Origin of the sequence: Citricoccus sp., assembly GCF_032154715.1 — a bacterium.
GTDB lineage: Bacteria > Actinomycetota > Actinomycetes > Actinomycetales > Micrococcaceae > Citricoccus.
Window position 1 is genome coordinate 1 of the sequence record NZ_JALDXU010000015.1, and the last position, 23,350, is coordinate 23,350.

Below are 23,350 nucleotides of genomic sequence, written 5' to 3' on the forward strand. Positions count from 1 at the left end.
CGCACTACTGGTGCTGTCCTCCGCGGAGGGAGTGGTTTTCGACTTCATGAAACGCCTCTTCTCTGCAGGAACCACCGGGCCAGGCCGACTCAACCGCGCAACCGCGTCATCTCCGGGTCGTACAGCGGATCGTCCACCACGGTGGCCGCGATCCGGCGCCCGAGGTACTCGATCTCCACCGCGTCCCCGGTCTCGACTCGGTCGGGCAGCCACGCATAGGCGATCGGCTGGCGCACGGTGTATCCGTAGGCCGCGCTGGTGACGTAACCCGAGGCCTCGCCTCCCACATACACCGGTTCCTTGCCGAGGACCACCGAGACCCCGTCGTCGACCGTCAGGCAACGCAGGCGCGTGGTCGCCGCCGCGGCTCGCTCCGCCAGCGCGCTCTTCCCCACGAAATCGTCGGTCTTCGAGGCCTTGACGGCGAAGCCGAGCCCCGCCTGCTCCGGCTCGTGGTCGCTGGTCATGTCCGTGCCGAAGGACCGGAAGCCCTTCTCCAGGCGCATCGAGTTGAAGGCCTCGCGGCCACCGGCGATGATCCCGTGCTCCCGGCCCGCCTCCCAGATCACATCCCAGAGACGGCTACCGACGTCGGCCGAGGCGTAGAGCTCCCATCCGAACTCGCCCACGTAGGACAGGCGCATGGCGGTCACCGGAATGCCACCGATCGAGATCTCTCGGGCCCGGAAGTACTTCAACCCGTCCTTGCTGAGATCGTCACGACTGACCTTCTCCATGACCGCGGCGGCGAGCGGACCCCAGAGGCCGATGCAGCAGGTGCCGGCGGTGATGTCCCGGACGGTGACCCACTGGGCCGGATTCTCCTCGCTCTGGTGGCGTGCCGCACGGGAGATGTAGGCCAGGTCCACGTTGGAGTTCACACCGGCCTGGTACGACTGCTCGGACAGACGCGCGACCGTGATGTCGCTGGTGATTCCCCCGGCCTCGTCGAGCAGCAGCGTATAGCTGACGGCGCCGGGCGCCCGCAGCATGCTGGATGTCGTCAGGCCGTGCAGCAGGGGGCCGGCGCCCGGTCCCGTGATCTCCAAGCGCTTGAGCGGAGTCATGTCGAACATGGCCACGGCCGTCCGGGTCTTCCAGACCTCGGCGGCGGCGATCGGGGAGTGGAACCTGTCCGACCAGGCATCACGTTCCGGTGCGGCCCACTCCGTCGGCATCTCCTGCAGCAAGGCGGCGTTCGCCTCGAACCAGTGAGGTCGCTCCCAACCGGCGGCCTCCAAGAAGAACGCGCCGAGGGCCTTCTGCTGTTCATGAAAGGGACTGACGCGGACGTTGCGCGGGGACAGCCGGGGCTCCAAGGGGTGGCGCACGTCGTAGATCTCCACGAAGTTCTGCTGGGAGGTCTCGGAGACGTACTCGGGCGTGGTCTGCACGTCCTCGAACCGGTTCAGGTCGCAGTCCGAGAGGTCGATGCTTGACTGCCCGCACGCGATCAGCTCGGCAACGGCCCGGGCGATGCCAGGACCGTGCGTGACCCAGACGGCCTCAGCCACGAAGAAGCCGTCGACCTGGCGGGATTCACCCACCAGCGAGCCGCCGTCCGGGGTGAAGGAGAAGATGCCGTTGAACCCGCGCTTGATCTCGGTGTTCCTCAAGTCCGGGAGCAGCTCCTGGCTGGCCTCCCACTCCCCGGCGAAGTCCTCCGGGGTGAAGGGCAGGGATGAAGGCATCCGCTCGCCGGTGATGTCTTCTGGCCGGTAGGCCGGCAGGGCATCGAGGTCCACCGGCAGGGGACGGTGTGCGTAGGATCCGATGCCGATGGTGTCACCCCACTCGCGGTAGTACAGGTCCCGGTCCTGGTAGCGCAGGATCGGGCGGCTGGCGCCGTGGGGCAGCTCGTTGACGCCGGCCAGGGACGGAACCGGGGTGGACCAGGCGAACTGATGGGCCAGCGGCAGCAGGGGGATCTCGGTGCCGACCATCCTGCCGATGTTGGGACCCCAGAAGCCGGCGCAGGAGACGACGACGTCGGCCGGGAAACGCTCCTCGCCCGCCCCGACTGCCGTGACCCGGCCCCCGGCCTGCTCGATGTCGGTGACGGTGGTCCGGTCGCGGAACTCGACTCCGGCAGCCCGGGCCCGCTCGATGACCAGCTGGGTTCCCTGGGCGGCCAGTGCCAGGCCATCACCCGGGGTGAGGAGTCCGCCGAGCGGCAGGTCCGGATTGAGCAGGGGGAAGAGCCGGAGGCACTCCTCGGCATCGACGACGTGCGCCTCCACGCCGTACGACCGGTTCCAGCCCGCACGGCGGTGGAGGTCTTGCAGACGCTCTTCAGTGGTGGCGATCTCGAGGCCGCCGACGGGCAGGAAGGAGCCGCGGCCGTCAGAGCCGGTCAGCGAGGTCAGCTTCTCGATCGTGTACTGCGCGAACGCCGTCATCGACTTCGATCCGTTGGAGGAGAAGACGAGGCCCGGCGCGTGTGAGGTCGAGCCACCGGGAATTCCCAGCGGCCCCTGCTCCAGGACGAGGGTGTTGGTGTGTCCGAGCTGAGCGAGCTCGTCCGCGAGGTTCGCGCCGACGATGCCGGCTCCGATGATGATGACCCGGGGAGAGGGGGTAGGCCTCATTGATCACTCCTTGTTGTGCTGATTCAGGGTGGTTAGGCGTCGACGACCAGGTCGGTCTGGGCCGTCGAGCAGCACGGCAGGAATTTGCCGGCGTCGATCTCACGGGCGCGGATGCCGCCCTGGTGATTCATGTCCACCTCTCCGCTGATCTTGACGACCTTGCAGGATCCACACATGCCCTCCCGGCAGTTCGCCCCGATGCGCACGCCGGCCTCGCGGGCGGCGTCCAGGACGTTCGCCTGCGGGTCGACGCGCACGTTCAGGCGGGTACGCAGGAAGGACATCGTCAGGCTGCCCTCCCCGACCACCTCGAAGGTGGACGGGTCGACCGGCCCGGAGGCCTCAGACGCGGCCGCACTCTCAGGGGCCGGCTTCGGCGTGACCGGACTCGACTCGGTAGACGTGCCGCGAACCTCGGGGGTGTTGAGTTCCGCAATCCGGTAGAGGTCCAGGGCACCCGTGGGCGGATCGACGATGTCGGCCGAGGCTTCCCGGGCGGCATCCTGGGCGGCCGCCATCTCCTCGGCGATACCGCCGGCGAGGGCCACCTCCTCCCGATACTCCAGCACCGTCTCTCGGGTACCGGAGAAGGACTCGATGAAGATGGACGTCTCGTCCACCCCCACCCGTCCCAGCAGGTCGGCGGCGACGTCGATGTAGCCCTCGGGCCCGCAGGCGAACACCTTGCGCCCGTTGGCATCAGGGACGACCGTGTCGATCATCTCCGCGGTGAGCCGCCCGACCATGCCCTCCCACGTGCCGGGGACGCTGCGGTCGCCCAGCGAGTAGTACACGGTGATCCGCGAGTCGACGGCTGCCAGGTGCTCGAGTTCGTGGGAGAACGCGAAGGTACCGGGTGCTGCCCCGTGGTACAGCATGATCACGTCGGCATTGCCCGGGAGGGAGTGGATCGTCCGGATCATCGACATCAGCGGGGTGATGCCGGAGCCGGCCGCCAGGAACAGGTAGCGGGCGCGGCGGTCGTAGTCGGCCAAGTGGAATGCCCCGACGGGACCGAGAACCTCCAGCACGGCCCCGGGCCGGATGTTCTCGTGGATCCACGGCGAGACGGCGCCGCCTTCTTCACGCTTGACCGTGATGGCGAAGGTCCACGGCTCCGTCGGGGCGCTGGAGAGCGAGTAGCTGCGGCTGACCGGCTCGGCGTCCGGACCGTGGACGGGGAAGGCGATGTTGAGGTACTGACCGGAGCGGAAGGCGAGCGGTGCGCCGTCGGTCCGTCGCATGACCACAGTGAGCATGCCCCCGGCCTCGGGAATGGTCTGAACGCACTCGGCGAGAAACTCCTGCGGGTACCAGGGGGCCAGCGCCGTGGCCGCCGCCGCGAAGGGCAGGTCGGCGGAGGCCTGGACCACCCGGTTCCACGGCATCTCCAGGCCTCGGACGCGCCGGACCTCCGGGATCGTGGTGAGGGTGGTGCTGACGGTCATGCCACGTGCTCACGCATACGCCGGGTGTACCAGTTGATGAACGCCTCCACCTGATACTCGCTCTTCATGTACGGTCCCGGCTCGTAGGCCGGGCTGTACGCGCCCTGCTGGCACATCTCCACGAAGTTCTTGTCCTGCAGGTTGGTCTGCTTCCACGTATGGGTGAGCGTGTCCACGTCATAGTCCACCCCCTCGACGGCGTCATCGGCCACGAGCCAGGTGGTGCGCACCAGCGTCTGGTGCTCGTTGATCGGAAACGCGGCGAAGGTGATCACGTGGTCGGAGATCAGGTGGAACCAGGAGTTCGGCTGCAGGTGCATGGAGCAGCGGCCCAGCCGAAAGTCGCGCAGGTCGCCCAGCAGCTTCTTGGACAGACGGCGGCCCGTGGCCGAGAAGGACTCGCCCGCGCCGTCGAGCGGCTCACGGGAGATGCGGATCCCGGTAACGCGGGTGTCGAGTTCCTCAACGACCTCGAAGGGCAGCCCGTAGCGGGTGCAACGCCCCCGCAAGGCATCCTCGGCCTCCACGTTGCGGTTCCAGACATCCTCCAGGTGGGGCGGGACGATGCCCTCAGAGAGGCCCCAGGTCGGGAAGAGCGAGCACGCCAGCTCGGGGTGGCCATCGCAGTGGTAGCACTCCCGGTTGTTCTCCATCACGAGTTTCCAGTTGCCCTCCTCGATGATGTCCTGTTGGTAGGCGACCCGGGCGTTGGCGATCTCGTGCGGGGCCAGGTACGGCTCGAAGATCCCGGCGACCTCATCGAAATCGGCGGGTGGCTCGTCTGCGAGGCAGACGAACACCAATCCGGCGACCACCCGTCCGTGTGCCTTCTTGAGCGCGAAGCACGCTTTGTCGAACGACGTCTCGCCGGGCGAGGAGGCGTGGATCAGGTCGCCATCGGGCGAATAGGTCCAGGAATGGTAACCACACACCAGGTTGCCGGTGGTGCCCGTCTTCTCCGGGAGCACCCGGGCGCCGCGGTGACGGCACACGTTGTGCAGGACGTTCACACCCTCGTCGGTGCGGAGGACGATCAGGGAATACGGCCCGTAGTCGACGGTGACGTAGTCACCCGGCTCCGGGATCTCGGCGAGGCTGGCGGCGAAAAGCCAGTGCCGGCCGAAGATGCCCTGCATGTCCGCGGCGAAGATCTCAGGATCGGTGTAGAACGGCGCCTCCAACGAGTAGCCGGTGCGGCGCTCGTCGAGCAGGAGTCGCAACTGGGCCGTCTGCTCCTCGGTGGGGGCGGCGGCAAGGCGGCCGCGGCTGGCGGCGCTGGATTTCACGGCAAGGGTCACGGTACTGATTCCTCGAGTCTGCGGGGATTGGTGGCGGTACGGCGGGCCGAGCGGGGGGCCGATAACGGCGGTGTGATCAAGGACACGTCGAGCGTAGTAGTCCGGACGATGCAATAAAAAGCGCGAATAACCGAAGATAACCGTGCAGAATAAGTGCATGATCGACCGCCGCCTCCTCACTCTCCGGACGTTCGCCTCCTGCGGCAGCGTCGCGGCGACCGCCGAGCTCACCGGCTACTCCCCGTCCGCCGTCTCGGCGCAGTTGCGAGAGCTCCAGCAGTCGCTCGGCATGCGCCTGATGCTGAAGGAGGGCCGCGGACTGCACCTCACGGCCGCCGGGCGCTATCTCGTCGAGCAGACGGACGGTCTGGTGGAGGAGTGTGACCGCATCACCTCCACCATGGCGTCCGTCGCCGGGGCCACGCCCATCGAGTTCGGCCTGGGCGGCTTCTCGACTGCGGCGTCCAGCCTGCTCGTCCCGCTCGCGGCGGAGTTGCGGGCCACGCAGCCCAAGGTCACCGTGCGCGTGGTCGAGGCGAGCCCGGCGCGGTGCCTGGACCTCCTCCTCGCGGAACGGATCGATCTCGCCGTCGTCGTCGCCACCGAGGCCGAGGCCGACGTCGGGTCGGATTCGCGCGTCGAGGAGACGTCACTGCTCGACGATCCGCTGGACATCATGCTCCCGCTGAAGCACCGCCTGGCCGAACGATCCTCCGTCTCGTTGCAGGAACTCGTAGGGGAGGTCTGGATCACGGACGCGCCGGGGACCGCCTACCGCGCGCTGTTCTCCGCGGCGTTCACCGCGGCCGGCGTGAACCCGAAGATCCAGCACGAGGTCACCGAGTGGGAGACGACGACGGCCCTCGTCGGGGCCGGGATGGGCCTCGGCCTGGTGCCGCGCCTGGCGAGCCTGGCGGGGGCCGAGAACGTGCGGCGCGTGCCCATCTCGGGTCCTGCCCGGCCGACGCGGCGGATCGTCGCCGCGGTGCGCCGCGGCACGGCGACCGCCCCCGTCATCGCCGCCTCCCTGGCCCACCTGAAGGGTGCCGCCCGGCACTTGCTCTCGGAGCGCCTCGCGGAGAATTCCTAGCCCCCCCGACTACGCCGGGATCTCGCCCGGCTTGTACCGGGGCAGCCGTGAGGCGGGAACGGCGGCGATGACGCTGATGCCGGCGAGGATGAAGAATCCGAGCTTCAGCGTGCGCAACCGCTGCTCCTCGTTCAGGGCCACGGCAGCGTCGACCTGCTCCGGGGTTGCGGTGGTCCCCTCGAGGAGGCCCCGCAGGTCGTCGTTGCTGACGAAGTTCACTTTGTCCAGGTCCACTTGGGACACCAGCTCGGGCGGAAGCTCGGGGTGATCCTCCACTGCCTGGGTCAGGCCGAGGCTGAGGACGGTCACCAACACCGCACCCATTACGGCGGTGCCCACCGCGGAGGCCAGGTTCTGGGCCGTGCCCCGGATCGAACCGACGTCGCCCGCCAGATCCTTGGGCGCGGCGGTCACCAGAACGTTGAAGACCAGGGTGACCAGCGCGCCCTGGCCGATTCCGAAGACCACCAGGCCCAGGATGGTCGGCAGGGTCTCCCAGTTATTCGTCACCACCAGGGCCAGCCACACCAGGGCGGCGGTGGTGAGCCCGAAGGCGAACAGGGCGATGGTCCGCGGCGGGAAGCGCTTGTAGAACCGGACGATCAGTGTGGCGGTGACGAACACCGTGAGGTTGAACGGCATCATCGCCAGCGCGGTGTCGAAGGGGGTCCGTCCCTGGACCACCTGGATGTAGGTGGGCACCGTGAAGTTCACGGCGGCTTCCATCACCACGATGGTGAACATCGCATAGACTGCGGCCCGTTCGGTGGGCCGGGCCAGGACGCTGATGTCCACTAGCGGCGTCCGGCCTCTGTCCGTTCGCCGCCTGGTCCAGAGGAAGAAGAGCTGGCCGAACACCACGCCCAGGACCACCATCACCGGCGCCGGGGAGAGCCCGATGACGGAGAAGGGGGCCTCCTCCTCGGCCAGGACGATGCCCCAGGCGTTGAGGTTGTTGAACCCCAGGGTCAACAGCACGATTGCGGCGCCGATCAGCACGGAGGCGACCAGGTCGATGTGGACGTTCGGGTTCCCTCGGTCCGCCCGGAGGCCGAAACTGAGCAGGAAGACGGCCGCCGCGATGGCCAGGGTGATCCCGAAGATGGGGCGCCAGCCGATGAATGTGCCGAGCGCGCCGCCGATCAGGAAGGCACTGACCCCGGAGATCGCCCGGGCCGAGCCGAGGGAGCCCACGGCGGTAGCCTGCTGGTCCCCCGTGTAGTTCTCAGCGATCAACGCGACGAGTGCCGGCACGATGATGGCTGCGGCCGCCCCGGCGAGGATCTGCCCTCCGATGGCCCAGCCGATGGTGGGTGCCAGGATCATCATGAGCGAGGAGCCGGCGAACACCACGAGCACCGCGCGGAAGATCAGCACCCACCCGATCCGCTGCCCGAGCTTCGCGCCTGTCATCACCAGCGCGGCCACCGCCAGCCCGTAGACCACGATCGTGCTGCTGGCCACCGTGGGTGGGACCCCGAACTCCTCCACCATCCCCCCGAGGGAGATCGGCAGGGCGGCCACGTTGAAGGACATCAGCACTTGTGCCAGGAACAGACCAACCATGGGAGCCCAGGAACGCTGCTCGGGAGCGGACGCGGTCGCTCCGCCTGCGGTAGAGACCGTCTCGGACATCGGTCAGCTCACTTTCTGGGAGACGGGGTGGGCGGCGGAGGCGAACAAGCTCAACCCCAGGGACCGCGAGAGATACGCGCAGGCCCGCTGGCCGCGCACGCTGTTCCCCGCGAGGTCCAGCAGGGGTGAGAACGTACCGACAGCGCCCTTGCCCGGCGACACGGCGACGATCCCGCCCGAGACCCCCGACTTGGCCGGCAGGCCGATCTCGAACAGCCATTCCCCGGACCGCTCGTACATGCCGCAGGAGGCCAGTACCGAGAGGGTGTCCCGGGCGACTTCCGCCGAGACCACCCGCTCGCCCGTCCGGGGGTTCGTGCCACCGTCGGCCAGGGTGGCTCCCATGACGGCCAGGTCCGTGGCGGTCACCAAGAGCGAGCACTGCCGCGTGTAGACGTCCACCGTGTCCAGCGGATCAGTGTCCAGCCGCCCGTAGCTCTCCAGCAGCCTACCGATGGCCTTGTTCCGCTGGTTCGCCTTCCGCTCCGAGCGGTAGACCTCTCCGTCCAGCTCCAGGGGGCGTCCGGCGAATCGGGACAGTCCCGAACGGATGTGCTCCCACTGCTCGGCGGGCGTCCCTCCGGGCATCAGCGCGGTCGTGGCGATGGCACCGGCGTTCACCATGGGGTTCATGGGGCTGCCGTCATTGAGCTCGACGGCGATCACGGAGTTGAAGGGCAGCCCCGTGTTGTTCACGCCCACCCGATCGTGCACCTGCTCGTGACCCATCGCCTCGCACACCAGCGCGAAGACGAAGGCCTTGGAGATCGACTGGATGGAGAACCGCACCTCGGTGTCTCCTGCCGCGTGCTCGGTGCCGTCCACGCTCACCAGCGAGAGTCCGAACCATCCGGGGTCGGCTTGCTCCAGCAGGGGGATATAGTCGGCCAGCCGCCCCTCGTCCAGCCCCGCATAGCGTCGGTGTGCACGGGCAATGAGTTCCTCGACGCGGACCTCCGGGGGCAGGTCCCCGGTGAACGCGCGTTGCGCCACGTCCTGCGTATCCGTCTCGAACACCGTCGTCGTCCCCCGTCGCCGCCTGGGTGTGCTGAGACTCTCGCGCGCCTCACTGGCACACAGCGTAGACCTGCTTCTCCGTGCCTGACTAGGTTCTGACTTGGACTGACTAGGAGTCCCGCTGGAACGCCACGATCCGCTCGATCGCCTTCGCCACCGCGTCGTACCCGGCGGCGAAGGACAGCCGCACGTAGTCCTCCCCGTGCGCGGTGTCGAAGTCGGTGCCGGGCGTCAGCGCCACATGGGCCCGCTCCAGCAGCGCTTCGCAGTAGGCGGTCGAGGTGCCGTACCGCGCGAGCATGGCCTCCCCCGGCTTCGCCCAGAAGTAGAAGGCGCCATCGGCGGGTGCGGCATCGGTCCAGCCCAGCCGGTCCTGGTTCTTCAGCACCAGGGCGCGGGCCCGGGCGAAACCGGCCACCTGGGCGTCGCAGGCGGCGTAGGACTCCTGAGAGAAGGCCTCGACCGCCGCGTACTGCGCGGGGGCCGGCGGGCAGAGGGACACCGAACCGGAGAGTCCGCCGATCGCCGGCGCCAGGTCCTCCGGCATCAGCATCCAGCCGATGCGCCAGCCCGGCATGCCCCAGTACTTCGAGAACGAGCTGATCACCATCGCCTCCGTGGAGTACTCCCAGGCGCAGACCCCGACCCCGTCGAAAGATCCGTACGTGATGCCGTGATAGATCTCGTCGGACACCAGGCGCACCCCGCGCTCCCGGCACCACGCGGCCAGCACGGCCACCTCGGCCCGGGTCGCCATGGTGCCGGTCGGGTTGTTCGGGGACGCCAGGATCAAGCCCGCCAACGGGCCGTGGACGGACTCCGCCTCCTCGAGCAACGCGGGGGTGGGCTGGAAGCGGACGGCCGGGCCGGCGTCGAGCTCCACCACCTGGCAACCGAGCGCGGCGAGGATGTTGCGGTAGGCGGCGTAGCCGGGCCGGGCCATCGCCACCCGGTCCCCCGGGTTGAATGCCGCCAGGAACCCGGCCATGAACGCCCCCGAGGAGCCGGTGGTCACGGCCACCCGCGCCGGGTCCACCTCGATGCCGTACCAGCGCTGGTAGTGCCCGGCGATGGCCGTGCGCAGTTCCTCGATCCCGAGTGAGGGCGTGTAGTTCAGCGCCCGCCCGGACGCGTGCAGCTCGACGGCCCGGGCGCTGACCCCGGCCGGCGCTCCCCCGCCGGGCTCACCGGCGCACAGGCTCACGACGTCGGCCCCGGCCGCCCGCAGCTCCGCCACCCGGCCGAGGATGGTCATCACCTGGAAGGCGGGCACCTGGGAGCGCGAGGACGGGGCGAGACCCGGACGACCGGCGGACGCGGCCCCGGCAGCACTGGTAGGGCTGCAGTGGGAATCAGGGTATGCGGGCAGATCGGGCATACACCGAGCCTATCGACCTGGCGCAGGCCCGGGATCAGCTTACGTACCCCCGCCGGTTCGACGCCGCCGCAGGTAGCTGGACAGCCCGACCGCGACCAGCAGGGCGGCGCCGTTGAAGACCTGGTCCACCCAGTTCTGGGCTCCGCTGAGGGTCAGGCCACTGACGCTGACGGCCACGAACAGGACCCCGAGGACCGTGCCGAAGACGTTGAAGCGACCCGGCAGGATGGCCGTGGCCCCGAGGAACACCGCGGTCAGCGCCGGGAATAGCAGATAGGTGCCGTTGTCCGCATTGGCACCACCGGTCCGGGCCGCCAGGAGCACTCCGGCCAGGGAGGCGAGCACCCCGGACAGGATGAACGCTGTCATGGCATGCCGCGTGGCCGGAAGTCCCACGAGAGCGGCGGAGCGGGCGTTGGAACCGATCGCATACAGCGCCCGCCCGAACGGCGTGTGCGTCAGCAGGTACCAGACACCGAGGACGATGACGGTGACCACGAACACGACCCGGGGCAGCCCCAGCCAATTGCTTGAGCCGAAGGCTGCGAAGCCCGGATCGACGCCGATGATCGCCAGTCCGCCGGTGTACCACTGGATCAGCCCGGCCAGCAGCGTGGACATGCCCAACGTCGAGACGAAGGCGTTCATCCCGAACCTCGCCACGAGGACCCCGTTGACAGCGCCGATGACGGCGCCTCCGGCTATCCCGGTCAAACAGGCCACCCACCACGGGAGGTTGAAGTGGGCCATCCCCGCGGCCGTGACCACACTGCTGAAGACGGCAATGCTGCCGACGGAGAAGTCGAAGTGGCCAGCGACCAGCGGGAGGAGCAGTGCCACGGCCACCAAGGTGACGACGGCCTGGTTGCCCAGCACCACGCCGATGTTCGCGCCGCTGAGGAACACTCCGCTGCTCGCCGGGAAGACCGCGAAGAAGACGATGATGACCAGGAGCAATAGGGGAAGCGCAAACCGCTCGAGGTGCTGGCCCATCGGCGTGCGCCGCCGGTCCGGCGTGGGCGCCACGGCCTCGCCATCGGCCGGTCTGCTCCGGTCGGCGCCCCGGCCCGCCCCGGGGCGGCCCGGCGAGGCCCCCGGAGCATGGGACGGCTCGGCTTGGGACACGGGGGGTGAGGAGGGGGAGGTGTTCATGACTGCTCGGTTCCCTTCATCTGGCGAGCGGGGCGGCCCGTCAGGACGGCCGCGGCGAGCTCTTCACGGCGTAGGTCCTGCGCGGAGAACTCGGCGGTGACCTGGCCGTCGGTGAGGACCAGGATCCGGTCGCAGAGTTCAGTGAGTTCATCGAGATCGCTGGATGCAACAAGGACGGCGCAACCGTCCTCAGTGGTCCGGCGCAAGGACGAGTAGATGTCATGGCGGGACATGACGTCCACGCCCTGGGTCGGCTCGTCGAGGAGAAGCAGGTGCGGGTCCAGCTGGAGCCAGCGGGCCAAGATGACCTTCTGCTGGTTCCCGCCCGAGAGCCCGGACAGCGGGAGCTCGGTCCCTGCCGTCCGGATACCGTGACGGTCGATGAGCTGCCGGGTGTCCGCCTGCTCGGCCCGGCGGTCCATCACCCAGCGGCGCCAGTACCGGCCGATGCGGGTCATGGTGGCGTTCTCCCGTACGGACATGTCCAGGAAGGCCGCATCCCGGGCCCGGTTCTCCGGAACCATGGCGACGCCGGCCGCCACCGCAGCGCCCGGCCGCCCCGGGTGATAGGGCCGGTTCCGCAGTCGCAGAGACCCGGACGTCAACGCCAGGTCCCCGAAGACGGCGCGCAGGATGGAGGACCGCCCCGAGCCGGCGAGTCCCGCCAGCCCGACGATCTCCCCGGCGGCCACGGAGAGGTCCACCCCTTTCAGGAGCCCGGTCGTCAGACCCGTGGCGATGAGAACCGTCCCCTGAACGGCCCTCTCCGCGCCGGAGGCCGCTTCCGGCCGTGCGGGGAGGTCGGCCGCCACCGGCGTGGCCAGTGGTCCGGTCATCAGGTCGACGACCCGTCCGGAGGGCATCTCGATGGCTGTTCCGGTGCCGGCGACCGCGCCATCCCGGAACACGGTGATCTCGTCCGCGACGGCCTCGATCTCGCGGAATCGGTGGCTGACCAGGACGATCGACTGTCCCTGGTCAGCTCGGCGGCGGAGCGCCTGCATGAGTTCCGTAGACTCGTGCTCGGGCAGGGATGCCGTGGGCTCGTCGAGGATGAGGATGTGTTCGCTGCCTCGCTGTCCGGCCAGGGCCCGCGCGATCGCCACCATGGTCTGCTGGCTGGGACGCAACGACCCGAGTCGATCGCGGGGGCTGACCCGGATATCGAAGCGGTCGAGCACCTCTGCGGCGTGGTCATGTAGTTCTCGCCATCGGATCCCGCGCCAAGCGGTCGTCGGGAACCCGCCGCCGAGGGCCAGATTCTCGGCCACCGTGAGTGAGTCGAAGATCCCGAGGTCCTGGTGCACGAACCGCAGTCCAGCCGCGTGGGCCGTGCGGGGCGTGACCTCACTGGCGGTCAGGGGAGCACCGTGGACGCTGACCGTGCCGGCGTCGGCGGTATAGACGCCGGCGATGCACTTGATGAGCGTGGACTTCCCGGAACCGTTCCCGCCCAGGAGGGCATGGATGCTTCCGGACGAGACTGAGAGCCCGGCCTGATGGAGGGCGGAAACCCCACCGAAGGACTTGTCGATGCCCGAGGCCACCAGCGCCAGGCGGTGCTCCGCCGGGCGTGGTGGCGTCTCCGGAGAGGCGATGGTCATCGGCCCCACGCCTGCTGGTAGGCGGCTTTGAAGTCCACTTCGGGGTTATAGGAGAAGTCGGCACCCGGGGCGGGCATGTTGTTCTCCGCATCCACCACCTGCAGGCCCGTACCGCCGGGTCGGATCTCCTGGCCGTCCATCAGGCGCAGCGCGGCGTCCACGCCGGCCCAACCGTCCCACTCCAGGTTGAACGCCACTGAGGCGTCCTGGCCCTGACCCGCGGCGATCAGCTCCAGGTTGGCTGTCTGACCGAAGGCACCGATCACGGCCAACTCGTCCGAACGGCCGGACGACTCGATCACCTGGGACAACCCGGCCATGAACCACCCGTCGATCGGGATGGCCACGGCATTGGCCTCCGGGGCCTGCACCAGGGCGCTGGACAGCTTCGGGGCCAGCTGACCGCTCGCGGCGTCACTGACACTCAGGGACAGGGTGGAGACGATCTCACAGGACTCACAATCCGCCATGGCGGCATGCAGGCCGTCATTGAGCCAGGTGCCGAAGCGCGGGGTCTCGAAGATGACGTCCAGGAGCTTGACCTGCCCGTCCGTCTGATCGATCAGCCACTCACCCTGCAACTCACCGACGGTGTTCCACCATTCTTCATTGGTCATTCCGCCGAACTGGACGGTGGTGCCGGAGTACAGCGGCTCGCCTCCGTCAATGTCGCAATCGTTTCCCCCCACACCGATCGTCATGATGCCGGCGTCCTTGGCCTCCTGCAGAGCGCCCTGGACGCTGGAACAGTCCTGTCCGATGACGAGAATCGTGTCAGCACCGGCCGCGATCCCCTGCCGGATGCAGTTTGCCCAGCCGTTGGGATTCTGTTGCCCGTCGCAGATGTTCGACTCCCACCCGAGGGTCTTGGCGGCGGTGGCGACGCCCTCCGAGGGGGTGGAGCAGGTGCCCTGGACCTGACCGCAGGAGACGATCCACGCGGAAATGTCCTCAGGAACGGCCACGGGATCGGTGGGCGGGGCACCGATGATGCCCTCATATGCCGTCAGCTCGGCCGGCTGCCCCTGTGGTGCCGCCGTCGAATCCGTCGCCGGACCCTCCCCGGCAGGATCGGCACTGGCGTCGACGCTCGCGTTCGTCGCCGCGCCGCTGGGCTCTACCGCGGATTCGCCGGCAGGCGCCGCGCAGGCGGAGAGGACGAGCAGTGCTGCGGCTGCCAACGCGGCGAGCGAGGCCAGGGGACCGCGGCGGTGAATCGTTTTGTCAGTCATGTTAACCCCAAAGGTGAGACGGGAGATTTCACGTGATCCACGTCACGTTGATCTAGTCAGCATGCTCAGTCTTTGAAGGAAGCAGAAACAGGAACAACGGATAGAAGGTATCGGCCAGGGCGATAGTCACCTGGCGGCATTCCCTCGCGGCAAAGGCCCCGCCGGACACGGGTGACCGTGCCCGACGGGGCCTTCCTTCGGCGGTAGCGTGTGCCGCGCGTCAGTTCGCCGCGGCCTCCTACCGGCAGGTGTTGCGCAGGGTACCGATGCCGGAGACGGAAGTCTCCATCACGTCCCCCGGCTGAAGCCAGCGCTGCCACTTGCCGCCGTTGCCGGCCGGACTGCCCGTCAAGATGAGGTCTCCGGGCAACAACGGGGTGATCGCCGAGGCCTGGGAGACCAGCCGCGGGACGTCGAACAGCATGTTGGCGGCGGTGTCCTGCTGCATCTGCTGGCCGTTGAGGTAGAGGGACACCTCCAGGTCCCGGTAGTCCCCCAGCACATCTGCCGGGACGATCCAGGGGCCGACCGGCAGGAAGGTTGGCCGGTTCTTGGCCCGCCACCAGTCTCCGCCGAGGGGCCGGTGCTCTGCGGGGAACTGCAGGTCGCGAGCGCTGATGTCATTGGCCACGGTGTATCCGGCCACGTAGTCCAAGGCGTCCTCGGGAGGCACGCGGTCGGCCTGGCGGCCGATGACAACGGTCAGTTCGGCCTCCCAGTCGATCTGCTGAGAGTCCGGGACCAGGATGACGTCGTCGTCCGCACCGGACATCGCGGTGACGGCTCCGGCGAAGAAGAACGGACTGCCTCCCCGCGCCCGCTCATCCATCATCTGTTCGGCGGCGGCCCGCAATTCGCCCTCACTGCGGGAGTCGTCCGCCTCTTTGCCGGAGATGATGATCTCCGCAACGTGGCTGCGGTAGTTCGCCCCGGCCTGGAAGATCTGGCGCGGCTCCAGCGGCGGCAGGATCCGCAGTGCCTCCAGTGGCTCCCCCTCCTGGCGTGCTACCGGAGCCAAGTCGGCCAGCCGCGGCCGGACTCCGCCCCAGTCCTCAAGCAGGTCTCGCACGGTCGGGAGGCCGTCGGTCAGGTCTCCCGGCCGGATCCGCAGGACGCGGTCTCCGGCCACCAGCCCAGCGAAGGGGCCGGAGCCGTCGTCGAAGGTACCCAGTGCGTAGTGCTCCACGAACCGTGTCACGAATGGTTCCTCTCGTTGTTTCTCATCGACGCTCATGCGGACAACAGTCCGGTCAGGGCCGCGGCTCCGGCGTAGTCCGCCGCATCACCGAGTTCGGCCTCGATCCGTAGCAGACGGTTCCACTTGGCCGTCCGTTCGGAGCGCATAGTGGAACCGACCTTGATCTGGCCCGTCCGCCATCCCACTGCCAGGTCGGACAACCAGGTGTCCTCGGTCTCCCCTGACCGTGCTGACAGCACGGTGCCGTAACCGGCGTCCTGGGCCCGGCGCACCACGGCCCTCGCGTCACTGAGCGTGCCGACCTGGTTCGGCTTGACCAGCACGGCGTTAGCCACGCCGTCCTCGATGCCCCGTTCGAGCCGGTCCGCATGGGTGACGAACAGATCGTCCCCGAGGATCTGCCGCCCCGCGAGTCGCCGGGTAACCGTTCGCCAACCGCTCCAGTCGTCCTCGGCGAGTGCGTCCTCGAGGGAGACGATCGGGTACTCCGCACACCACGAGGCCAGTTCCTCCACGAGCTCGTCCGGACGCAGCCGACGTTGTCCCTCGGCGGCCAGGATGTAGTCGCCGCCGTCCGTGACGAACTGGGTCGCCGCCACGTCGATGGCGATGCCCACGTCCTGGCCCGGTTGCAGCCCCGCGTGCTCCACACCGGCCACCACGAGTTCCAGAGCCTCCCGGTTGCTCGCCAGCACCGCTCCGAGGCCACCCTCGTCAGCCACGAGCGCCACGGGGAGCCCCTTGGCGGCCAGCACCTCGGCCGTGCCGCGCCGCACCCTGGCACACATCTCGATGGCCTCGGCGAAGGAGCGCGCCCCCAGAGGCACAGCGAGGAAGTCCTGGACATCAATGGCACGGCCCGCATGGGCACCCCCGGAGAGGATGTTGACCATCGGCAGCGGAAGCAGCGGCCTGGCCTCCGGATCCGCGACGGCACGGTACAGCGCCCGTCCGGTGGCAGCGGCTGAGGCCACGGCCGTGGCTACCGAGACGGCCAGTACGGCATTGGCGCCGAGGCGTTCCAGTTCAGCCGAGCCGTCCGTGGCGCGGAGAGTGCCGTCCACCGTGGCCTGGTCGGTGGCGTCGAGCCCGCGCGTCGCTGCAGCCAGCTCATTGTTCACATGGGCCACCGCCCGGCTGACCCCCATCCCCCCGTAGCGTTCCCCTCCGTCCCGTAGTTCGTGGGCCTCGTGTCGTCCGGTCGAGGCCCCGGACGGCACGGTCGCCTGCCCGCGGGCCCCGCCGGCCAGCTTCACCTCGCAGGCCACCGTGGGCTTGCCCCGTGAATCGAGGGCTTCCCAAGCGAAGAGGCTGGTGATGGCAGTCTGGTTCATATGATGTCCTTCCAGAGGTCCAAGGGGGTTTTGGCGTTCGATGTCAGCGCCAGCCGACCGGCGATCCTGGCGCGGTCCCGGCCGGCATCGTCGAGGTACTCGACCGGGCTGCGTCCGTCCGCTCGGGCGAGGAGCAGGCAACCGGTCTGCCGCAGGAGTTGGTCGGGATCAAGGTCCGGGGCGCCCCGGACCTCGGCATGACCGGCCAGGAACTCCGCTGCGGCTGAGTGGAAGGCCGCCGCGTCCTGTGGCCGGTGCAGGCTCTTCAGCAGCAGGTGCCCCACCGTCCAGGCCGGATCGAAGGTGGCATCACCCAGGTGGGCGACCTCCCAGTCGATGATCCAAACCTCGGCGGCACTCTGGCCCACGAGGATGTTCTTCGGGGTGTAGTCCCCGTGGACGAGGCAGTCCGTGCGCGTGGACATGTGCGCGAGAGTCCGGTCGATCGCCGGCACCAGCTCCGGATGGACGTCTCTGATCTGGCGGTGGAACGGTGTAGTCCGGAGCTGTTCGAAGGCGGTCCGGTCCGCGAACGCCGGTGAGAGTCCGGACAGCCGGGATGAGGTGTCCCGCTGCAGGGTGGCCAGCAGGTGTCCGAGTCGGTGCGCGATCGCAGTGTCTACGCGGCCCTGCATCAGATCGGCCTTCCACGTGCGCCAGTCATCGGGCGCCCGTTCCATGGCCAGGAAGCCGTCCGCCGCGTCGACGACCTCGGGCACGGCGCCGGGGATCACCGCGGCGGCCTCGCGAAGCGCGAGCCCCTCGGTGACCAGCCGGGCGGTGTCCGCCTCCCAGTCCTGGGTCACCCGCAGGCGGCCGAGGGCGCGCTTGACCACCAAGTTGAGGCCCTTGCCGGTGACGGCCAGCACGTCGTTCGAGACGCCGCCAGTCAGCACCTCGCCCCGGAGGTCCTCGACCGAGGGGGCCAGGCCCCGCCGCACCAGGTGCCGGATGACGTCGTCCTCGAGCAGGGTGGTTTCCGCGGTCATGACCGGCTCCGTTCCAGCCGCAGGGAAACGCTGTCCAGCACGCCGGGATTAACGACGTCGGCCGGCACGGTTCCGCGCAACACGTCCGCGACGTTCGTGGCGGCTTTCTGGGACAGCTCGGTCAGGGAACCCTCGGAGGCGAAGGCGGCATGGGGGGTGAGGATCACCTGGTCCAGGGATCTCAACCGATGGTCCGCCGGGAGGGGCTCCGGATCGGTGACATCCAGTCCCGCCCCGGCCAACGCCCCGCGCTCCAGCGCCGCGAGCAGTGCCTCGGTGTCCACCAGCCCGCCACGGGCGGTGTTGACCAGGACGGCGGTGGGCTTCATCAGGGCGAGTTCACGGGCGCCCAACAGGCCCAGGGTCTGCTCGGTCTGCGGCAGGTGCAGGGAGACGATGTCCGACTGGGCCAGCAGGGCCTCGAGGGTGTCCACGGTCCGGACGCCTGCGGGGACCTCACGGTGCCGCCGGAGAGCCATCACCTCCAGGCCAAGGGCACGGGCCCGGGGCACCAGGGCCCGGCCGATCTCCCCCATCCCCACCAGCCCCAGGACCTTGCCCCGCAGGCGGGCCGGAAGGGGCGCGGCCTGGCGGTCCCATCCCCCGCCGGCGGCAGACCGGGACAGGGGGACGAGCTGGCGGTTGAGGGCCAGCATCAGCGCGAGCGCATGGTCCGCGACCTCATCAGTGCAGTACACCGGCACGTTGCTGACCACCATGCCCAGCTCGGTGGCCGTCCGCACGTCGATGTTGTCCACGCCCACCCCGGTGCGGGCCACGGTAAGGCAGCGGGTGGCCGACCGCAGGACGGTCTCCGTGACCTGGGCGAAGCAGGTCACGATGGCGTCCACGTCCCGCGCGAGCTCGGCGAGATGCTCCTCGCCCCCGGACTGTGCGACGACGATGTCCGCCCCCGCCTCAGCCAGGACGCGGCGCTCGACCTCGAGATCCGCACCCGGATGGTCGGTGACCAGGATCCGGGGCCTCATGACCGGCCCCACGGGGTGATCGGTTGGGGGGCCTGCCCCTCGACGATCCGGTTCTCGGTGCCCCCGAGCATCTCGACGGTGGTGGTCACCAGGTCCCCGGGTTCCAGGGCCGGGTAGGCCTCCTGCCCGTGCCGCCCCCACAGCTCGGCCAGGCAGCCGGACTGGCAGGTGCCGGAGCCGAGCAGGTCACCGGGCCTGATCCAGGTGCCCCGGGATGCGTAGGCGGCCAGGGCCGGGAAACTCCAGGCCATGTGGTTCAGGGTGTCGGTGCCGATGGTCCTGCCGTTGACGGCGACCTCCATCGTCAGGTCGAAGGAGGAGCCCGTGGACCGCGGCGCCAACTCGTCGGCGGTAACGAAGAAAGCCCCCAGGGCGGTGGCACCGTCCTTGCCCTTGGCCGGCCCCAGCTTTAACTGCATCTCGTGGAACTGGACGTCCCGGGCGGAGAAGTCATTGATGACCACATAGCCGGCGATGTGCTCGGCGGCCTCTTCCGCCGTCAGATCTTGCCCCGCCTTCCCCACGACGGCGCCTACCTCCAGCTCGAAGTCGAACCGCTGGCTGCCCGGTGAGATCGGGACGTTGTCGTGTGGTCCGGTGATCGCGTACGGATTCGAGAAGTAGAAGGTCGGGATCTCCCAGAAGATCTCCGGCACCCCTCCCTCCGGATCGAGATTCTTGACCACGCCGGCGGTGTGCTCCGGGAAGGTGGAGAAATCACGAAACGTCGGAGGCTCCAGCGGCGCCAGCAGCGTGGCTTGGGCAAGCGCCATCACCTTCTGCCTCCGGTCCAGGGCCCGCTGGGCCAGATCGGTGAGCCGGCCCCGGTCCAGCAGCGGGATGAGGTCGTCAGCACCAGGGAGATCGACGAGGTCTTCGCCGTCCAGCACTGCCAGCTGGGGACCGTTCGCTGAGAGTCTTCGGATGATCTTCATAGTTGTGCTCCGGATACGCGATCAGTTCAGCCACGGCCGTGGTCGCTGTAGGCGGTGAGCACCTCGTGCTTCATCTCCACCGAGAGCCCCTCCTCGGTGGCCGTGTAGCCGTCTGCGGCCGGGAAGGACTCAGTCATGGACATCGGCATGGCGCCATTGCGGTAGAGGTTGTTCGAGCCATCGGACGGCAGCCAGGTGACCGGCTCCCAGTCCGGAACATAGTTCCGGTACCCACCGGAATTCAGCTCCACCCGCAGGCTGGAGGGTTCACGGAAGTACAGAAAGTTCTGCTCGCCGATGCCGTGCACGGATGGGCCGTACTCCATGCCAGTTCCACGCTCCATAAGCACGTCAGCGCAGAGAGCCAGCTCCTCGTAGGTGTCTACCCAGAACGCGATGTGGTTCACCCGGCCACGGACATCAGAGGTATCCAGCACCACCCCCAGGTCATGGGACTTCTCATTGGTGGTCAGCACGCCAAAGACGGTAATGGGGGCCTCATCCAGGTCCGTATAGGCCATGGCCCGGAATCCGAGCGTCTCCACATGCCAGTTGATGAAAGCCCTGACGTCCTGGGTGGCCACGGTGACGTGGTCCAGGAAGCGCGGCGCGCCGGCGTGGTCCGAGCGCCGCTCCGGACGGTCCGGGAAGACGGACGCGTGGTCGGCGTCCGCCTCGTACTTGTCGACATCCCACACCAGTCGCATCGGATGTCCCGAGGGTCCCTCGAACTCATAGGCCCTGCCGAAGCCGTAGCCGCCGGTGCTCCAGGTGCCGGAGATCCCGGTGGCCTCTACCCGCCGGGCTGCTGCCTCCAGCGCGGCGGCGGAGGTGACCCTCCACGCCATCCGCTGCAGCCCAGGGGCGGAGCCGGGGGCCACAGCCAGGCTGTACGTGCTGTAGTCGCCCCAGCAGCGCAGGTAGACAGTGCCGTCCGCACGGTGGATCTCGCGCATGCCGAATTTCTCGACGTAGAAGGCCACCGACGACTCGACGTCAGGGCTGTTGATTTCAAGGTGGCTGATGTGCGCCAGCAACTTCTCCATGAGGGCCTCTTTCTCAAGCGGGGGACCAGTAGTGATCCACTGCACCCATCCTGAACAGTCGCTAGAGAAGCGGGAAGTCAACGTTGGGCATATCACTCATCGGGCGGATCGATACCTGCCGGGTCCAGGTAGCCCCAGACTGCATCGACCAGGGATTCCACGAACTGTCCGTGGGTGATCGGCGGGGTGGCGAACCCGGATCCGTACATGGTGCGGAACACGATGGCTGACACAGCCGGACGAGATCGAGGCGGCGAAGTCCCGGTTGCAGGCCACGATGGGAAGACCTGTTGCCCAGGACGTGTCTCCCTTATGCGCGGAGCCAGATGAGGATTGCGAGCGTGTCGTAGCGGGTGGCCCGCCCGCACCATCGCTTGGCCAAGGCGAGATACCGCTCGACGACATTGCGCCGCAGTAGGACTGTTTATCGAAGGCCGGCGGGCGGCCGCCCCGAAAAAAACTGCCGCGCCGGGCGCGGGCGGCGACCTGATTCCACATCTGCGGGATCATCGCGGTGATCCCGCGCCGACGCAGTTCGGGGCAGAGCACTCCGGTGACGTAGGCCCGGTCGGCGATCACCGCCTCCGTCCGGGTCCTCGCGGGACCCGGGCGGAGTCGTGGAACCTGGATCTCGACCAGCACCTGGACCAGCACTGCCCCGTCATTGCGTTGCCCGCCGGTGATGATGGCGGCAAGCGGCCGGCCGCGCCCGTCCACGGCGTCATGGACCTTGGCGGTCAGCCCGCCGCGAGAGCAGCCGATGCCGTGACCGGCGGTTCAACCTCGTAAAACGGCAGTTTCTCCTAATTCGACCCGGCCCCCGATGTCCTGGTCGGGACGGGTGGTGTTCGTGGCGTGCTGATGGGCTCGGGCGATAGGGATGCCCGCACCGACCCTGATTCGAGGGAAATCACGGCTCGATCCACTCCCACTGCTCTGCTCGTCCGTGGATACCGCGACCCTATGGACCTCACCCGACCAGCCTGCCGCGTGCCGCACCGCCGATGAGGTAGACGCCCCTAGTCGATCGAGGGTTCAACGTGGGCGTCCCGGAGAATCACATCGCATACAAGGTCAGGAATGCGGCGATCGATCCGACAGGAGAGATTTCCTGACTCAAAGGTTGAGCTGCATGAGGTCCTCGCCAACGATGACGCGCCCTCCGTACCCTTCCTTCGCTTCCATCCACCGACTGATCGGATTGTCGGTCGGAACCATGTGAGTCAGCACGAGATTCTTTGCTCCGGCAGGTTCGGCTACGTCTCTGCCCACGGACTCTATGGTGGTGTGTGATACCAGGAGGTGCTCTTTGACTGGGCCCGCTATCTCTGGGGGGAGCGCAGCCGCCAGATCGTCGGCAAACTGCGGATCGATGACTTCATGAACGAGGTAGTCACAGTCGCGGGCGAGGTCGATGAGATTGGCGCTTACACCAGTGTCCCCAGAAACGACCACAGAGCCGTCGGGGGTATCAAACCGATATCCGAAGGCAGGCGCCGTGGGGCGGTGGTCTACCAGGGTGGCGGTGATCGTGACGTCGCCATCCTGCCAAACTTGTATCGGTTTCGTTAGCTTCGGGGGAATCCCGTCCGGATCCACAGTCCAAACCTCATCAAGCCCAATGTCCGTGACATTAAACGTGGTGTCGGGACTCGCGAAATTGCTGTCCCGTGCACGGTCGTTGAAGTCCTGCGCAAAAGCATTGCGCAAGTATCCCGTCATTCCAACGATGCCTGGGGTCGGGTCCGCGGGGTTGTAGAGTTCTGGTGCTTTCCGATCCGGAGGAAAGACTCGGACTAAGCTACCTCTGTCGCCAGGGCCGAAGACCATGATCGGATCTCCGCTTCGCCCGATCGCATTCATGCCCGCGGTCGCGTAAACGGCAGGCCATTCGACAGTGTGATCACTGTGCAGGTGGGTGAAGAAAATTCCCCGCACATTGGTGAAAGAGGTGCCGCCAAAGCCCTCGCCCTGCAGGCCGGCTTTGACCAGTTGGGTGTGGGAGCCGTGTCCTAGGTCCACGAGGTAGATCTTTTCCTCGTAGACCACTGCCGTCGAAATTCCCAAGCGGCCTCCAGGTAAGAGCGTGGGCCCGCCAGCGGTACCAAGCAGAACCACTCGGGTCCGCGAAGCGGAAACAGATGATGCCTGCTCGGTTGGTCCCGCGCTCGGGCTGGAGCAGGATGCAAGGCTCCCGGCCACGGTGGCCAGTCCAGCCGCTTGCAAGAATCTCCTCCGTCCATTGGCGGGGACCTGGGACAAAGCGTTAGCTACCACGTCACACATGCAATTCCACCTCAGTTTGGGGGCGTATCAGGCGTGTTCGGCCCATACCATCGCGATGATCTCCCGATGGTGACCAACATCACCGTCGTCTCATCCTTGCTGTACTCATTCCGCTGGAGAACAAAGATTCG

At 68.1% G+C, this 23,350-nt stretch carries 18 protein-coding genes and 1 pseudogene; 1 reads left to right on the plus strand and 18 read right to left on the minus strand.

Features of this window, described 5'->3' with window-relative positions; genetic code table 11:
* Window positions 1-89 precede the first annotated feature (89 nt).
* Genes RUH65_RS04365 through RUH65_RS04375 form a run of 3 tightly spaced genes read right to left on the minus strand, consistent with a single transcriptional unit; the run spans window position 90 to window position 5,334 of the window.
* Window positions 90-2,588: an FAD-dependent oxidoreductase gene (locus RUH65_RS04365; RefSeq protein WP_313815984.1), complete on the minus strand. Its 2,499-nt coding sequence runs from the start codon at window positions 2,586-2,588 to the stop codon at window positions 90-92.
* 32 nt (window positions 2,589-2,620) lie between these two features.
* The gene (locus RUH65_RS04370) at window positions 2,621-4,036 is read right to left on the minus strand and encodes an iron-sulfur cluster-binding domain-containing protein (RefSeq protein ID WP_313815985.1); all 1,416 of its coding nucleotides are present in this window, start codon (window positions 4,034-4,036) and stop codon (window positions 2,621-2,623) included.
* Window positions 4,033-5,334 carry an aromatic ring-hydroxylating dioxygenase subunit alpha gene (locus RUH65_RS04375; RefSeq protein WP_313815986.1) on the minus strand — a complete coding sequence of 434 codons (1,302 nt, stop codon included), beginning with the start codon at window positions 5,332-5,334 and terminating at the stop codon, window positions 4,033-4,035. Before RUH65_RS04375 ends, RUH65_RS04370 begins: the two co-directional genes overlap by 4 nt.
* A 157-nt stretch (window positions 5,335-5,491) precedes the next feature.
* Between RUH65_RS04375 and RUH65_RS04380 the strand changes: the two genes are divergently transcribed.
* Window positions 5,492-6,424 (plus strand): LysR family transcriptional regulator, encoded by a 933-nt coding sequence (locus RUH65_RS04380; RefSeq protein ID WP_313815987.1) that lies wholly within the window; start codon window positions 5,492-5,494, stop codon window positions 6,422-6,424.
* 9 nt (window positions 6,425-6,433) lie between these two features.
* Here the strand turns inward: RUH65_RS04380 and RUH65_RS04385 are convergent, their stop codons facing one another.
* The 15 genes and pseudogenes from RUH65_RS04385 to RUH65_RS04450 all read right to left on the minus strand — a co-directional run bounded on the left by RUH65_RS04385 (window position 6,434) and on the right by RUH65_RS04450 (window position 23,000).
* Window positions 6,434-8,059: an MFS transporter gene (locus RUH65_RS04385; protein ID WP_313815988.1), complete on the minus strand. Its 1,626-nt coding sequence runs from the start codon at window positions 8,057-8,059 to the stop codon at window positions 6,434-6,436.
* A 3-nt stretch (window positions 8,060-8,062) separates the two neighbouring features.
* On the minus strand, window positions 8,063-9,076 hold the full coding sequence (gene glsA / locus RUH65_RS04390; protein ID WP_313815989.1) for a glutaminase A: 1,014 nt from the start codon (window positions 9,074-9,076) through the stop codon (window positions 8,063-8,065).
* 109 nt (window positions 9,077-9,185) lie between these two features.
* Window positions 9,186-10,454: a pyridoxal phosphate-dependent aminotransferase gene (locus tag RUH65_RS04395; RefSeq protein ID WP_396179592.1), complete on the minus strand. Its 1,269-nt coding sequence runs from the start codon at window positions 10,452-10,454 to the stop codon at window positions 9,186-9,188.
* Window positions 10,455-10,493: 39 nt separating this feature from the next.
* The gene (locus RUH65_RS04400; protein ID WP_313815990.1) at window positions 10,494-11,606 is read right to left on the minus strand and encodes an ABC transporter permease subunit; all 1,113 of its coding nucleotides are present in this window, start codon (window positions 11,604-11,606) and stop codon (window positions 10,494-10,496) included.
* Window positions 11,603-13,210: a sugar ABC transporter ATP-binding protein gene (locus tag RUH65_RS04405; RefSeq protein ID WP_313815992.1), complete on the minus strand. Its 1,608-nt coding sequence runs from the start codon at window positions 13,208-13,210 to the stop codon at window positions 11,603-11,605. The genes RUH65_RS04400 and RUH65_RS04405 overlap by 4 nt, the downstream gene beginning before the upstream one ends.
* The gene (locus RUH65_RS04410) at window positions 13,207-14,442 is read right to left on the minus strand and encodes a substrate-binding domain-containing protein (RefSeq protein ID WP_313815994.1); all 1,236 of its coding nucleotides are present in this window, start codon (window positions 14,440-14,442) and stop codon (window positions 13,207-13,209) included. The genes RUH65_RS04405 and RUH65_RS04410 overlap by 4 nt, the downstream gene beginning before the upstream one ends.
* Window positions 14,443-14,680: 238 nt before the next feature.
* Window positions 14,681-15,640 carry a fumarylacetoacetate hydrolase family protein gene (locus tag RUH65_RS04415; RefSeq protein ID WP_313815999.1) on the minus strand — a complete coding sequence of 320 codons (960 nt, stop codon included), beginning with the start codon at window positions 15,638-15,640 and terminating at the stop codon, window positions 14,681-14,683.
* A 32-nt stretch (window positions 15,641-15,672) separates the two neighbouring features.
* Window positions 15,673-16,974 (minus strand): phosphopyruvate hydratase, encoded by a 1,302-nt coding sequence (eno, locus tag RUH65_RS04420; protein ID WP_313816002.1) that lies wholly within the window; start codon window positions 16,972-16,974, stop codon window positions 15,673-15,675.
* On the minus strand, window positions 16,971-17,963 hold the full coding sequence (locus tag RUH65_RS04425; RefSeq protein ID WP_313816004.1) for a phosphotransferase: 993 nt from the start codon (window positions 17,961-17,963) through the stop codon (window positions 16,971-16,973). Before RUH65_RS04425 ends, eno begins: the two co-directional genes overlap by 4 nt.
* Window positions 17,960-18,952 (minus strand): C-terminal binding protein, encoded by a 993-nt coding sequence (locus RUH65_RS04430; protein WP_313816006.1) that lies wholly within the window; start codon window positions 18,950-18,952, stop codon window positions 17,960-17,962. The genes RUH65_RS04425 and RUH65_RS04430 overlap by 4 nt, the downstream gene beginning before the upstream one ends.
* Window positions 18,949-19,887 carry a fumarylacetoacetate hydrolase family protein gene (locus RUH65_RS04435; protein WP_313816008.1) on the minus strand — a complete coding sequence of 313 codons (939 nt, stop codon included), beginning with the start codon at window positions 19,885-19,887 and terminating at the stop codon, window positions 18,949-18,951. Before RUH65_RS04435 ends, RUH65_RS04430 begins: the two co-directional genes overlap by 4 nt.
* Before the next feature lie 26 nt (window positions 19,888-19,913).
* Window positions 19,914-20,933, minus strand: a complete 1,020-nt coding sequence (locus RUH65_RS04440; protein WP_313816010.1) for a VOC family protein — start codon at window positions 20,931-20,933, stop codon at window positions 19,914-19,916.
* 92 nt (window positions 20,934-21,025) lie between these two features.
* Entirely contained in the window at window positions 21,026-21,166 is a 141-nt protein-coding gene (locus tag RUH65_RS04445) for a hypothetical protein (RefSeq protein ID WP_313816011.1), read from the minus strand.
* A 238-nt stretch (window positions 21,167-21,404) separates the two neighbouring features.
* A pseudogene (locus RUH65_RS15690) lies at window positions 21,405-21,695 on the minus strand (transposase); the annotation flags it as partial.
* Between the two features lie 354 nt (window positions 21,696-22,049).
* Entirely contained in the window at window positions 22,050-23,000 is a 951-nt protein-coding gene (locus RUH65_RS04450) for an MBL fold metallo-hydrolase (protein WP_313816012.1), read from the minus strand.
* Window positions 23,001-23,350: the final 350 nt, after the last annotated feature.

Bases quoted from the DNA above. Each gene is read 5' to 3' on its own strand.
- RUH65_RS04365 (WP_313815984.1), bottom strand. From the start codon at position 2,588: ATGAGGCCTACCCCCTCTCCCCGGGTCATCATCATCGGAGCCGGCATC.
- RUH65_RS04370 (WP_313815985.1), bottom strand. From the start codon at position 4,036: ATGACCGTCAGCACCACCCTCACCACGATCCCGGAGGTCCGGCGCGTC.
- RUH65_RS04380 (WP_313815987.1), top strand. From the start codon at position 5,492: ATGATCGACCGCCGCCTCCTCACTCTCCGGACGTTCGCCTCCTGCGGC.
- RUH65_RS04385 (WP_313815988.1), bottom strand. From the start codon at position 8,059: ATGTCCGAGACGGTCTCTACCGCAGGCGGAGCGACCGCGTCCGCTCCC.
- RUH65_RS04395 (WP_396179592.1), bottom strand. From the start codon at position 10,454: ATGCCCGATCTGCCCGCATACCCTGATTCCCACTGCAGCCCTACCAGT.
- RUH65_RS04400 (WP_313815990.1), bottom strand. From the start codon at position 11,606: ATGAACACCTCCCCCTCCTCACCCCCCGTGTCCCAAGCCGAGCCGTCC.
- RUH65_RS04405 (WP_313815992.1), bottom strand. From the start codon at position 13,210: ATGACCATCGCCTCTCCGGAGACGCCACCACGCCCGGCGGAGCACCGC.
- RUH65_RS04410 (WP_313815994.1), bottom strand. From the start codon at position 14,442: ATGACTGACAAAACGATTCACCGCCGCGGTCCCCTGGCCTCGCTCGCC.
- eno (WP_313816002.1), bottom strand. From the start codon at position 16,974: ATGAACCAGACTGCCATCACCAGCCTCTTCGCTTGGGAAGCCCTCGAT.
- RUH65_RS04425 (WP_313816004.1), bottom strand. From the start codon at position 17,963: ATGACCGCGGAAACCACCCTGCTCGAGGACGACGTCATCCGGCACCTG.
- RUH65_RS04430 (WP_313816006.1), bottom strand. From the start codon at position 18,952: ATGAGGCCCCGGATCCTGGTCACCGACCATCCGGGTGCGGATCTCGAG.
- RUH65_RS04435 (WP_313816008.1), bottom strand. From the start codon at position 19,887: ATGAAGATCATCCGAAGACTCTCAGCGAACGGTCCCCAGCTGGCAGTG.
- RUH65_RS04440 (WP_313816010.1), bottom strand. From the start codon at position 20,933: ATGGAGAAGTTGCTGGCGCACATCAGCCACCTTGAAATCAACAGCCCT.